Raw genomic sequence first — 12,496 nt, forward strand, 5'->3', positions numbered from 1 at the left:
TGTCCGGCGGGCGGGCCGACCCGGCTGTCGGAAGTGGTGGTTGGGTATCATCGGCCGCCTAAGAGGTCCCAATGTCTAAGAAGGACGAGGTAGCGCGGTGAAGAAGCTTTTCCTGGTCGCACTGGCCGCCATCGGCGGTCTCCTCGTGTACCGCCAGATCCAGGCGGATCGCGCCGAGCAGGATCTGTGGACGGAGGCGACCGACTCCGTGCCTGCAGGTTCCGGCGTGTAGCCCCAGCGAACAGCAACGAGAGGCCCTGGCCGCCCACTGCGGCCGGGGCCTCCGTCATCTGCCGACCGCTCCGCAGGGTCGGCTCCCCGGCCGGTGGACCCGGAAACGAGCAGCTGCAACAGGGCTCTTGGAGGGGAAGGCGCCGGGGTTCGCGGTGGCCGCCAGGACGCGTGCGCTGTTGCCGTACCGTGACAGCTCTCCTCTTGTTGCTTGCTCTTGCAAAGCAATACCGTGCTTGCGCAAAGCTACCGGGGTCCGGACGGGCCGAGGGGGGAGACGAGCATGCGCACTGTGCGGAGACGCCGGACCGGACGGCTGCCGAGAGGGGTGTCGGGTGGGGTGCTGCTCACCCTGCTCGCCCTGCTCGCCGGGCCGGCGGTGGCGCCCGCCACCGCGGCACCGGCCGCTCCGGCCGCTCCGGCCGCTCCGGCCGTCCGGGGCGCCGCGGCGGGCGGCACCCGTGCGCTGGAGATCGTGCTGGACTCCTCGGGCTCCATGGCCCGGGAGACCGGCTCCGGCGGGACCCGGATGGAGTCGGCCCGGGACGCGGTGGGCACCCTCGTCGACAGCCTCCCCGACGGCTACCCCACCGGGCTGCGCGTCTACGGTGCCGACCGGGCCGCGAGCTGCACCGACACCCGGCTCGTCGAACCGGTCGGCGCACTGGACCGGGCGGGGATCAAGAAGGCCGTCTCCGGGGTGCGGCCCAAGGGCGAGACCCCGATCGGCCCGGCGCTCCGGAAGGCCGCCGCCGACCTGCCCGACCCGCCGCGGAACACGCCGGCCCGCCGCACGATCGTGCTGGTCTCCGACGGCGAGGACACCTGCGGCGACCCGGAGCCGTGCGAGGTCGCCGAAAAGCTCGCCCGGGACGGCCTGGACCTGCGGATCGACGCCATCGGCTTCCAGGTGCGCGGCGAGGCACGCGAGCAGCTGGAGTGCATCGCGGAGGCCGGGCACGGGAAGTACTACGACGCGCCGGAGGCCGAGGACCTGGCCCGCGAACTGGAGCGCGCCGGGCGGCAGTCGGCGGCCGGCTACCGGTTCGAGGGCAGGCGGGTCAGCGGGACGCGCTCCTCGGCCGACGCCCCTCGGCTGCGTGCCCCCGGCCAGTACCTGGACACCATCGGGCCCGGGGAGACCCGCTGGTACAGCACCGAACTCGGCGCCGGCTCCGCCGCGCGGGCCGTGGACCTGGCCGCCACCGGAGTAGCCGCGCCCGGCGCCCGCGTCGGCACCGCGGACGGTCTGGAGCTGACGATGCGCAGCCCCGACGGCAGCCGGTGCGGCGGCGACCGCTCCTGGTTCGCGCAGGACGAGGGCGGCGTCCCCCTCACCGCGGCGGTCAGCCGGATTCCCGACGGGGACGGCGCCCGCTCCTGCGACCGGCCCGGACGCTTCACCTTCGAGCTGACCCGCGCCACCGCCGACGGCTCCGACCGGGCGCGCTGGCCCGTGGAGTTGCGCCTCGGCACCGAGCGGGCGCTGCCCGGCGGGGCGGCGCCGGCCCGCGCCGAGACCGGCTACGGGCCGGGAGGCGAGGACGCGGCGCTGCCGACGGGCGCGCCCCGCGACATCGAGGGCGGCACCGGGTTCAACGACGCGAGGAAGCTGCGCGCCGGCGTGTGGCGGGACACCCTGGTCCCGGCCCAGACCCGCTGGTACCGGGTTCCGGTCGGCTGGAACCAGCAGCTGCGCTACGACGTGGAGTTCGCCAACGAGCCCGCGCGCCCGCGGAGCGGCGGGGTCCCCTCCTCGTCCGTGTGGACGGAGCTGTACGCGCCGGGACGGCTCCCGGTCGCGGGCGGTGCGGAGTTCACCACCCGCCGCCCCTACCGGGGCGAGCCGGTGCGGGTGTCGCACGGTACCGTGCCGGTCTCGTGGCGGAACCGCACGGAGCCCGGCGCCGCCGTACGTCCGGTGCGGCGCGACGGCGACTACTACGTCGCGGTCACGCTGGGCGCCGGGGCCGACCGCATCGCCGCGCACGCCGCGGTCCGGGTGGTCCTGCGCGTCGATGTCAAGGGCCGCCGGAAGCAGGGCCCCGAGCACGACGCCCCGTACGCCGGTGCCGGTGCAGCGGCGGACGGGCGCAGCGGCGGCGCGTCCGCCGGGGGCGGGCCGTCGGGCAGTGTGCGGCACGCGGGGGAAGGACCGCAGCCGGCGGTCGCGGCCGCGGGTGGCGCCGCGGCCGTGCTGCTGGCGGCGGGCGGGGCGGGGTACGCGCTGCGGCGCCGTGCCAGGGTTCGGAGCGCGACGGCGACGAGGGGTGGAACGTGGTGACGGGGGACAACATGCGCAACGGGTGTGACAGGAGTGACGGGCGCGGCGGATCCGCCCACGGCCCCGGCCCCGGCCCCGGCCACGAACCCGGGCACGGGCGCCGACGTGCGGCCCGCGCCGCCGCGTTGACCGCCCTGCTGTGCCTGACCGCCGGAGTCCTGGGCGGCCAGGGCGCACCGCGGGCGTGGGCGGCGGGTACCCCGCGCGGCTGGGAGCCGGCCGCCGACGCACAGCGGATCACCGGCGCCGCGAGCAGCGCGGACGCGCCCGAGGTGGCGTCCGGCCTGTTCACCGACCGGATCCGGCCGGGTCAGGAGAAGTACTACGCGCTCGACCTGGACGCGAAGGCGGACGTCCATGTGACCGCGACCGGGATTCCGGAACCGGGCTCCAGGGTCACCTTCCAGGACGGCCTGAAGGTGACGCTGCAGAACACCGACGGGGACTCCTGCTCCGAGGGCTCCGCCACCGGGAGCGGCGACACCGCCTTCCCGCTGGCCGCCACCGCCTCCCGGCTGATGGGCGACCCCGCGGACGAGGACTGCCGCACCGCGGGGCCCTATCTGGTCCATGTCGTCCGCGAGGAGGGCGACAACTCCGACCCGAGCTCCTGGCCGCTGGAGCTGTCGGTCATGACGGAGCCCGGTCTCAAGGGCGGCATCCCGGCACCCCGGCCCGGCGCCGAGGAGGAGACCGACGCCCACAACACCCGCCCCGCACCGCCTTCGGGCCCGGCGGAGACCCGCACCGGCGGCACCGGCTTCGCCGACGCCCGCGCGCTCGGGGACGGGGTGTGGAAGGACCGCGTCCGCGCCGGGGAGACCCGCTGGTTCCGGGTGCCCGTGGACTGGGGGCAGCGGCTGTACGCGCGTACGGAGCTGCCCAACTCCGCGCGGCGGTCCGGGACCGGGAGCCGGTATGTGCCGCACGGCTTCCGGATGAATGTCTACAACCCGGCGCGCACCCCGCTCTACGACGAGGACTTCCAGGGCTACGACGGCGACGGAGCCGAGTTCGACCGCTACAGCAACCCGGTGCGCTACGAGAACCGCTTCCTCGACGCCGCCTCCGGGACCCGCTTCGCCGGCTGGTACTACGTGGCCGTCACCGTCGGCCCGGACATGGCCACGCAGTTCCCGGACGGCACCCCGGTCACCCTGCGGATCGACGTCAGAGGCCGGGCGCAGCAGGGTCCGGAGTACGACGGGGACGCCGCCGCTGCCGGATTCGGGGTCTCCGGCCGGGACCGGGAGATGGCCGAGAAGGGGCTGACCGAGGCCCAGGCCGAACACAGCGCGACCCTGCGCACGGTGGGCTGGGCCGGTGTCGGTGCGGGCGCGGCGCTCCTCCTCGTCCTCGCCCTCTGGCTGCTGCTGGCCCGCCGCCGGGCCCGCACGGCCGGGTATCCGGCGCCCGCCCCCTACGCTGCGGTCCCGCCGGACGGTCCGCTCCCGCACCACTCGCCCCACGGCCCTCCGCACGGAGGCCCGCCGCGGGGCTAGAGCCCGCCCGGCGGGAGCGCTGCGGGCTACGCCGCGGCCGAGAGCGCCCAGACGCCCGTGGCCAGGCACAGGAGCGCGACGAGCAGCATCGGCACCGCCACCTTGAGCGGCGGGCCCGGCCTCCGCGCGGGGGCCGGCCCGTGCGCGGGTGGCGCCGCCGGGCGCACCGCGCCCGGCGGTCCCGCCGGGTACCCGTACGCCGGGGAGGCACAGGTGCCCTGGTCCGCCGCGGCGGAGTACGGACCGGGCCGCGGGGGCGCCGCCGGTGGTGTGGCCGGCTGCTGCGGCACCGGCTGCGCGGCGGTGGCCGCTGCGGCGGGGACCGCAGCGGGCGGCTGCAACGGGAAGCTTCCGGTGTCGGACGGTCGCGGGGCAGGTGCCGCCCCCGGCGCCGGGGCGGCCGCAGGCGCCGCCCCGGCGGCGGTCTCCTCGGCGGCCGTCCCGGCGGTGCCGCTCCCGGCCACCGTCCCGCTGCCGGTCCCGCCGCCGGTCCCGGTGGCAGCGCCGGCGGCGCCCGCATCGGTCCCGGTGGCAGCGCCGGCGGCCGTGTCCGGGCCCGGTGGGGCCGGGCGCAGCGGGCCGTCCGGGCCGAACCCTCCCGGCAGCTGGCCGATGTGGTCGAAGACCTCCACGGCCTCCTGCTCCACCGTCGCGTCCCGGTCCAGCAGTTCGGCGGCCGCGGCCAGGGCCTTGCGGGCGCCCGTCGCGGTGCGGAAGCGCACGGCCGGATCGGGCTGCAGCAACTGGCCCAGCACCTGCCACAGCGGCTCGGCCACTCCCTCGGGCGCCGCGGGCAACCCGTGCTCGTACTCCCCGAACAGCGCCTGTGCGTCGGGCTTCCGGCCGGTGAGCAGATGGAGGCCCACCAGCCCGACCGCGTACAGGTCCGAGGCGAAGTCCGCCTCCGCCTCCAGCATCTGCTCGGGTGCGAAGTAGCCCGGCGTACCGACGACGTAGTTGGTCTCGGTCAGCCGGGGCTCGCCCTTGCGCATGGAGATGCCGAAGTCGGACAGCCGCAGGTGCGGACGGCCCGTGCCGGTGCAGTCCAGCAGGATGTTCGCCGGTTTGATGTCCCGGTGCACCACGTCCTCGGCGTGCACGGCGGCCAGACCGGAGAGCAGCTGATCGAGCAGGGTGCACCCGAACGTGGGAGGCAGGGCGCCGTAGTCGCCGACGAGATGGGCCAGCGAACCGCCCCTGACCAGTTCCATCGTGAACAGCACCTGCTCGTCGTCGGCCGCCCAGCTCGCCGGGGCCAGCACGTGCGGGTGGTCGATGCGCAGGGACTGTTCGCGGACGAAGCGCAGCAGGGTGTGGGCGTCGGACTGCTGCAGCACCTTGGCGGCCACATACCGCCTGCGCCGGTGGTCCCAGGCGCGCCAGACCGTCCCGGCACCGCCGCGTCCGATCGGATCGACCAGCTCGTACCTGCCGGCGAAGATCTCACCCATGGTGCTCGCGCCCGCCCCTTGCTTCCGCGCTTCCGCCGTACCGCAGTGAACCGCGGTGCGGCTCGTGGTGATCAGCTCTGGTGCGACTCGTAGTGCTTGACCGCGTCGGAGGTGCGGCCCGCGCCGTAGACCCGGAGGAACTCTGCCAGTTCCGGGTGGGAGGGGGCGAGTGTGTTGGACGCCTCGATGATGTCGGCGGCGTCCGAGACCGACCGCAGCAGGGCCTGGATCTCCCGTACGACCCGCTTGACCGGGGTCTGGGAGGCGCCGGAGGAGGCGGTCTGGGCGGTGTTGTTGAGCACACTGCCGCCCGCGGTCCGGCGGATCTCGTCCATCCGGTTGGTCGCGTCGGCCGCGCTGATGTCGCCGCGGGCCACCTCGGCGGCCAGCTCCTGGAGGGCCTGGACGCGCTGGACGACGGCCGGGTTCCCGATCTTTGCCCGCTGCCCGCTCATGAGCTGCGAAAGCATAGGTGCGGACAGTCCGAGCACCGTCGCGAGGCGGGCCTGGTTGAGCCCCAGGTCCTCGATCAGACGGCGGAAGAGGGTTCCCAACGGCTCGCCGTACCACTGACTCTGGAGCTCGCGCGCCTTCGCCGTCGGGTCCTGTGCTGCTGCGTCCATGGCGTCTCCCCTGGGCTGCCCTGTGGTGCTTCGCTCGCGCGAACTTGCCGTGCATCCTACGGACGGCGGCGGGGGCGGGGCGATACCCGGTCGGAATTCGTCTCCCGGAGCCGGTACCCTGGTGCGCGACGGGGCCATAGCTCAGTTGGTAGAGCGCTGTCTTTGCATGGCAGATGTCAGGGGTTCGACTCCCCTTGGCTCCACCCGGAAGTGCCCTCTGTCCTGCGAAAACGCGGGGCGGAGGGCATTTTTCGTGCCCCGGCCGACCGCGGTCCCGCCGGGCCCCGGCGCCGCCGTCCGCGCCCGGCCTCGGGCCTCCGGCGCGGGCGGCGGTGTGCGACGGCAGCCGTGCTCGGTCACCTGTGCGCATCCGGCTGGGCGTCTGCGTCTGCGTCTGTCTCGGAGGCGTCCGAGGTGTCGGAGGCTGCGTCCGGGGTGTCGGCGTCGGCGAGGGTGCCGGCTGCAGCGGCCTGCGGGCCGGATGGCTCGGGCGGCGGCGGCAGTGCGCGCACGAGCGCGTCCAGAGCCGGGGTCCAGGCGTGGTCGGAGGGGGTGGCGTAGCCGACGACCAGGCCGTCCGGTGCGGGCATGGTCGCCGCCGGGTGGCGGAAGGCGGCCAGCCCGTCCAGCGCGACGCCCTGCCAGGTGGCCGCCTTGACCGCCGAGCGCTCGGTGCCCGGGGGCAGCCGCAGCACGGCGTGCAGCCCCGCCGAGATGCCGGTGGCGTGCACATGCGGGGCGTGCCGCTCCAGTGCGGTGCGGAGCTGGTCGCGGCGGCGCCGGTAGCGCCGGCGCATGCGGCGGACATGGCGGTCGTAGCCCCCGGAGGTGATCAGGTCGGCCAGGATCAGTTGGTCCAGCACACCTGTCCAGCCCTCCCGTTCGCCCTTGACGGCGAGCACGTCGTCGACGAGATGGTCGGGCAGCACCATCCAGCCCAGCCGCACCGCGGGGGACAGGCTCTTGCTGGCCGAGCCGAGATAGAGCACCCGGTCGGGGTCGAGCCCCTGTACGGCGCCCACCGGCTTGCGGTCGTAGCGGAACTCCCCGTCGTAGTCGTCCTCCAGCAGGAGCCCGCCGACGCCGCGGGCCCAGTCGACGATCGCCGTGCGCCGCTCCGGCTCCAGCGGCCCCCCGGTGGGGAACTGGTGTGCCGGGGTGAGCAGCGCGGTCCGCACTTCCGGGAGAGCCGTCAACTCCTCGACGCGGGCGCCGCTTTCGTCGAGCGACAGGGGCGTCGTGGCCACCGGCGCGGCGGCCAGCAGTGCCCGGTGGAAGGGCAGGCCGTAGGACTCCACGGCGATCGGGCCCGGCAGCACCGCGCCGCCGAGCAGCCGCAGCGCGTGGGAGAACCCGGAGCAGATGACGATGCGTTCGGGGCTCGTGCGCACTCCCCGCGCGCGGGCCAGGTAGTCGGTCAGGGCGCGGCGCAACTCGATGCGGCCCCGCGGGTCGCCCGGCCCGAACGCCTCGTTGGGCGCGGCGCTCACCGCCCGCCGCGCCGAGGCCAGCCAGGGGCCGCGCGGGAAGGAGGCGTCCTCCGGCCGGCCCTGCCGGAGGTTGTGCGTGGGAGGGGCGGGTTCCGCCGGTCCCGGCGGCTGCCGTCCGGGGCGGCGGGGCGCGAGCGGCTCAGCGCGGCCGGCCACCCGGGTACCGGAACCCTGCCGGGCGGTGAGCCAGCCTTCGGCGACCAGTTCGCCGTACGCCTCGGCCACGGTGTTGCGCGCGATGCCGAGGTCGGCGGCGAGGGAGCGGTAGGGCGGCAGGCGGGTCCCGGGGGCGAGCCGGCCGGACCGCACCGCCTCCCGCAGGGCGTCCATGAGCACGGTGCGGCGCCCACCCGCGGCCGCCAGTTCCACGTGCAGGTCCTGCCCGAGCACCTCCGCCGCCCCGGACGCCGCCGGTTCCGCGCCCGGGTCCGGTTCCGCGCCCGGGTCCGGTTTCGTATCCGGTCCCGGTTTCGCGTCCGGGTCCGGCTCCGCATCCGAGGAATTGACCCGTGTTTCTCCCATGGAATTGCACCCTACAGCCGGTCATTCGGACTTCTAGGTTCGAGGCATGACGACGAACGAGAACACCGCTCCCACCACCCCGCGACTGAACTTCGCCAAGAGCGCCCCGAAGGCGTTCAAGGCCCTGATCGGTCTCGACGCCGCCGCACGTGAGCACCTCGACCCGGCGCTGGTCGAACTGGTCCAGATCCGTGCCTCGCAGCTCAACGGCTGCGCGTACTGCCTCCACATGCACACGTCGGACGCCCGCGGGGCGGGCGAGAGCGAGGAGCGGCTGCACATGGTCGCCGTGTGGCGGGAGGCCGCGCACTTCTTCACCGCGCGGGAGCAGGCGGCCCTGGCCCTCGCCGAGGCGGTCACCCGGGTCTCCGACGCCGGGGTGCCGGACGCGGCCTACGACGGGGCGGCCCGCCACTTCGACGAGTCGGAGCTGGCCGCGCTGCTGGCCCTCACCTTCGCCATCAACACCTGGAACCGGGTCGCGCTCGCCACCGCCAAGGTCGCCGGCACGGACGAGCGGGCGGCGCGCCGATGAACCCCGCCGCGGCGCGGGCGGGCCGGCCGGGCCGCATCCTGGCTCTGCTGGCCCTCGCCCAGCTCATCGTCGCCCTGGACTACAACATCGTGTACATGGCGCTGCCGCGGATCGGCACCGGCCTGGGGTTCACGCCGGGCGGCCTGCAATGGGTGGTGAGCGCCTACGCCGTCGCCTTCGGCGGGTTCCTGCTGCTCGGCGGCCGGGCCTGCGACCTGTTCGGCCCCCGGCGGATGTTCGTCCTCGGCCTCCTGCTCTACGGTGCTGCGTCCCTGGCCGGCGGGCTGGCCGGCGGCCCGGGTCTGCTGCTCGCGGCGCGCGCGGGGCAGGGGATCGGGGGCGCGTTCCTCTTCCCCGCGACCCTCACCCTGGTCGGCACGCTCTTCGCCGAGGGCAGGGAACGCAACCGGGCGTTCTCGGTCTGGGGAGCGGCGGGCGGCAGCGGCCTGATCCTGGGCGCCCTGCTGGGCGGACTGCTCACCGAGGTCCTCGGCTGGCGGGCGGTGTTCTACGTCAACGTCCCGCTCGCCGCTGCGGCGCTGGTCGCCGCGTACCGGCTCATCGCCCCGGACCCGGCGGGTGCCGCTCGGGGCGGCCGGCTGGACATGCCCGGCGCCCTCACCTCGACCCTGGGCGTCACCGCGGTGGTGCTCGCCCTGGTGCAGGGCCCGGAGTCGGGCTGGTCCGCGCCGTCGGTGCAGGCCACCGCGGCCCTCGGCGCCGTCCTGCTCGCCGGGTTCCTCCTCCGGCAGTGGCGCGGCCGGGCCCCGCTGATGCCGCTGCACCTGCTGCGCGACCGCGACCTGAGCACCGGGGTGGCCGTCACCTTCCTCTTCATGGGGACGATCGGCAGCCTGGTCTACTTCCTGACCGTCTACTTCCAGGAGGTGCACGGATACGGCCCGCTGAGGACGGCGCTGGCCTATCTCGTGCCGATGCTGGCCGTCGCGGCCGGTTCGCTGCTGGCCGGGCGGATCGCCACCCGGTTCGGGATGCGGGCCGCGATGGTGGGAGGGCTCGCGGTGGCCGCCGCGGGGGCGGCGGCGGTCGGGCTGACGATGGCGGAGGACGCCTCGTACGCGGCGACGGTGCCCGGGCTGGTGGTGCTGGGCCTCGGGCAGGGTGCGAGCTACACCCTGATGTTCGGTGCCGCTGCCGCCGGGGTGGACGGGCGGAACGTGGGCGTCGCGTCCGGGATGGCGTCCACCACCCAGCAGGTGGGCGCCGCCGTCGGGCTGGCCCTGCTGGTCGCGGTGGCCGCGGGCTCGGGGGCGTCCCGGGCCGACGGCCTGCGCCATGCCGTCCTGCTGGCCGCGCTGGGTGCGGGCAGCACCGCCCTGATCGCCCTGCGCTTCCGCCGCCCCCGCGCGGCCGGGACGGGGTCCGCGGGCGCCGCCGGGTCCGCCCGCGTGGAGCGGCCCCAGGCGGAACCGGCGGGCGGGTGAGCCGGGCGGGTGAGCCGCGCCTCCCGGGCCTCCTCGCCGCGCACAGTCCTGCCGGTCGTACGGAGTCCCTCGGGCCGCGCGACGGCCACCCCGGGCGCCGGGGGTGGCCGTCGCGCCGTCCTGCCCCGCACCGGTCCTGCCCCCCCGGTCCTGCGCCGTCCCGCTGCCGTCCCTCAGCGGCGGCTCTCCGGGGCCGGGCGGGTCGCCCGGGCCAGCACCTCGTCGCGGTCGGCGTGCAGGGCCTCGCGGAAGAGCGCCTCGTACTCCGCGTCGCCGAGCCGGGCCCGGGCCGCGGCCTGCCCCTCGTCCCGCAGCGGGGCCACCTCGGGGGTGCCGCGCTGCGGGTGGCCCACGATCTCCCAGTGCTGTGCGGCGGCGCCGTAGGCGAGCGCGGCCCGCTCCGGCTCGCCCTCCCGTGCGTGGGCGGCGGCCAGCAGCTCCAGTCCGAGGGCGATGCCGAAGCGGTCCCCGATGCGGCGCTTCGCGTCGAGCATGTCCCGCGCGTGGGCGCCCGCCGGGCCCGGCCGGTCCTCGAAGAGCGCGATCAGCGCCAACTGGTAGTCGGTGTACGAGCGGGTCCAGTACTCCCCGAGCCGTACACACTCCCGGCGCAGGGCCTCGGCCTCGCGGCGGGCCTCCTTGAGCCGGCCGGCGCCGGTGAGCGCGAACAGCCGGGCCAGCCGGCACAGGGTGCTGCCGAAGGCGGGCTCCGGCGCCCGGCCGGTGTCGCGCAGTGCCGCGTCGGCCGTCGCCAGGGCCGCCAGCGGGCGTCCGGCCAGCAGCGCGGCGAGTGCCTCCAGATAGGCGGCCCCGCGCAGTCCTTCCTCGTTCCGGGCGAGGGCGGCCTCCTGCCGGGTCAGCTCGGCGAGGGAGCGGCCCGCCTCGTGGTCCCCGTGGAGCACGCGGGCCAGGCCCAGCGACCACAGGCCGCGCGTCCGGGCCTCGCTCGACCCCTCGGTGCAGGCCAGCGCCAGCTCCAGATAGTGGTGGGTCTCGTAGAGGTGGCCGCAGCACACCCAGAAGAAGGCCACGTTCCCGGCCAGCTCCAGGGCCGCGGCCGGGTCGGTGCCCAGCAGGAACCGCAGCGCCTCGCGCATGTCGTGGTACAGCTCCTCGATCCGCTCGTACCACGCCTGCTGGCGCGCCCCGGGCCACTCGGTGCGGGCCTGTCGCGACAGCTCCACGAGCGCGGCGGCGTGCCGGGTGGCCAGCTGCTCGGTCTCGCCCAGTTCCCGCAGCCACATCCGGCCGTACTCGCGGATGCTGTCCAGCAGCCGGTAGCGGCCCCCCTCGACGGTGACGACCGACTTGTTCACCAGACCGGCCAGGCAGGAGCGCAGCTCCCCGGGGGTCAAGGGGCCGCCGCTGCACACCTGTTCGGCGAGCCCGCCGTCGAACCCGGCGGGGAAGACCGTCAGCCGGGCCCACAGCAGGCGCTCGGTGGGGCGGCACAGTTCGTGGCTCCAGCCGACGGCCGTCCGCACGGCGCTGTGCCGTGCGGGCCGCCGGAGTTCCTCGCCCGGTCCGGACGGCCCGGGTACGGACAGTCCGGACCGGGTGCCGCTCGACGGAACGCCGCCGGGCGGGCTGCCGCCGTCCGGCCCCGGACCGGCGCCGGACGGCCCGGGTTCCGCTCCACCCGGGCCGGAGGCCGCTCCCGGACCGGATCGGCCGGGGTCGTCGAGCAGATCCAGCCCGGAGCGGATCCGGTCCGAGGTCTCGGCCAGCGTGTGGTGGCGCAACTGCGCCGCCGCCAGCTCCAGGGCGAGCGGCACGCCGTCCAGCCGGGCGCACAGCCCCGCGGCCAGCCGCTGTTCGGAGACCTCGCGCAGCGGTCTGCCGACCGCCTCGGCGCGCTGTCGGAAGAGGGCGACGGCCTCGGTACCGGGTGCCAGCGGCGGTACGGGCAGCACGGCCTCGCGGATGGCACCCAGCGGCTCCCTGCTGGTGGTCAGCACGGTCAGATGCGGGCAGGCGGTCAGCAGTTCGCCGACCAGATGGCGGCAGGACGGGACGAGGTGCTCGCACGAGTCGAGGACGAGCAGCACGGCGCGGTCCGCGACCCAGCCGCACAGGGCGTCCAGCGGCATCCGGGGCGTGTGGTCGGAGAGGCCGAGTGCGTCGGCCACGGTGGCGGCGAGGAGTTCGTCGCTCCGCAGCGGCCACAGGTCGGCCCAGTAGATGCTCCCGGCTCCGGGAGGTGCGGTGCCCAGCGCGTGCAGGGCGAGCCGGGACTTCCCCACTCCGGCGCCGCCGACGAGGGTCACCAGTCGCTGCTCCCTGAGCGCTTCGGCCAGCCGCGCCAGTTCGGCGGCCCTGCCGACGAAGGACGTGGTCTCCTCGGGGATGTTCTGCTGCACGGGACCAGTCTTCCTGCCGACCGGCCGGTAGTCCGCCACTTCGGACATTCTCC

General features: G+C 75.8%; 9 protein-coding genes and 1 tRNA gene. 6 read left to right on the forward strand and 4 right to left on the reverse strand.

The genetic code is table 11. The features are described 5' to 3' along the window. Positions 1-97 precede the first annotated feature (97 nt). The 3 genes from A949_RS39085 (at position 98) to A949_RS0114635 (ending at position 4,017) form a co-directional block, all read left to right on the forward strand. Positions 98-232, forward strand: a complete 135-nt coding sequence (locus A949_RS39085; protein ID WP_019356762.1) for a DLW-39 family protein — start codon at positions 98-100, stop codon at positions 230-232. Positions 233-514: 282 nt separating this feature from the next. Next, positions 515-2,515: a vWA domain-containing protein gene (locus A949_RS0114630; RefSeq protein WP_051019494.1), complete on the forward strand. Its 2,001-nt coding sequence runs from the start codon at positions 515-517 to the stop codon at positions 2,513-2,515. Between the two features lie 11 nt (positions 2,516-2,526). Beyond that, complete coding sequence (locus tag A949_RS0114635; protein WP_158687588.1) at positions 2,527-4,017, forward strand: hypothetical protein; 1,491 nt, start codon at positions 2,527-2,529, stop codon at positions 4,015-4,017. A gap of 26 nt (positions 4,018-4,043) precedes the next feature. Here A949_RS0114635 and A949_RS0114640 read toward each other — a convergent pair whose 3' ends face one another. Together A949_RS0114640 and A949_RS0114645 are read right to left on the reverse strand one after the other, a co-directional pair. Next, positions 4,044-5,468 carry a serine/threonine-protein kinase gene (locus A949_RS0114640; RefSeq protein ID WP_019356765.1) on the reverse strand — a complete coding sequence of 475 codons (1,425 nt, stop codon included), beginning with the start codon at positions 5,466-5,468 and terminating at the stop codon, positions 4,044-4,046. Between the two features lie 71 nt (positions 5,469-5,539). Then, positions 5,540-6,091: a helix-turn-helix domain-containing protein gene (locus A949_RS0114645; protein WP_019356766.1), complete on the reverse strand. Its 552-nt coding sequence runs from the start codon at positions 6,089-6,091 to the stop codon at positions 5,540-5,542. Positions 6,092-6,221: 130 nt separating this feature from the next. Between A949_RS0114645 and A949_RS0114650 the strand changes: the two genes are divergently transcribed. Next, positions 6,222-6,294 (forward strand) — tRNA-Ala (locus A949_RS0114650). A gap of 153 nt (positions 6,295-6,447) precedes the next feature. Here the strand turns inward: A949_RS0114650 and pdxR are convergent. Then, a complete protein-coding gene (pdxR, locus tag A949_RS33485) occupies positions 6,448-8,103 on the reverse strand; it encodes a MocR-like pyridoxine biosynthesis transcription factor PdxR (protein WP_019356767.1) in 1,656 nt (551 codons plus the stop codon). Between the two features lie 46 nt (positions 8,104-8,149). Here pdxR and A949_RS0114660 point away from each other — a divergent pair, with 46 nt between their 5' ends. Together A949_RS0114660 and A949_RS33490 are read left to right on the forward strand one after the other, a co-directional pair. Further along, positions 8,150-8,638 (forward strand): carboxymuconolactone decarboxylase family protein, encoded by a 489-nt coding sequence (locus tag A949_RS0114660; RefSeq protein ID WP_019356768.1) that lies wholly within the window; start codon positions 8,150-8,152, stop codon positions 8,636-8,638. Continuing rightward, positions 8,635-10,083: an MFS transporter gene (locus A949_RS33490; RefSeq protein WP_019356769.1), complete on the forward strand. Its 1,449-nt coding sequence runs from the start codon at positions 8,635-8,637 to the stop codon at positions 10,081-10,083. Before A949_RS0114660 ends, A949_RS33490 begins: the two co-directional genes overlap by 4 nt. 173 nt (positions 10,084-10,256) lie before the next feature. Here the strand turns inward: A949_RS33490 and A949_RS0114670 are convergent, their stop codons facing one another. Then, positions 10,257-12,443 (reverse strand): ATP-binding protein, encoded by a 2,187-nt coding sequence (locus A949_RS0114670; RefSeq protein WP_026004647.1) that lies wholly within the window; start codon positions 12,441-12,443, stop codon positions 10,257-10,259. Positions 12,444-12,496 lie beyond the last annotated feature (53 nt).

Source organism: Streptomyces sp. AA1529 (genome assembly GCF_000280905.1).
Taxonomy (GTDB): domain Bacteria; phylum Actinomycetota; class Actinomycetes; order Streptomycetales; family Streptomycetaceae; genus Streptomyces.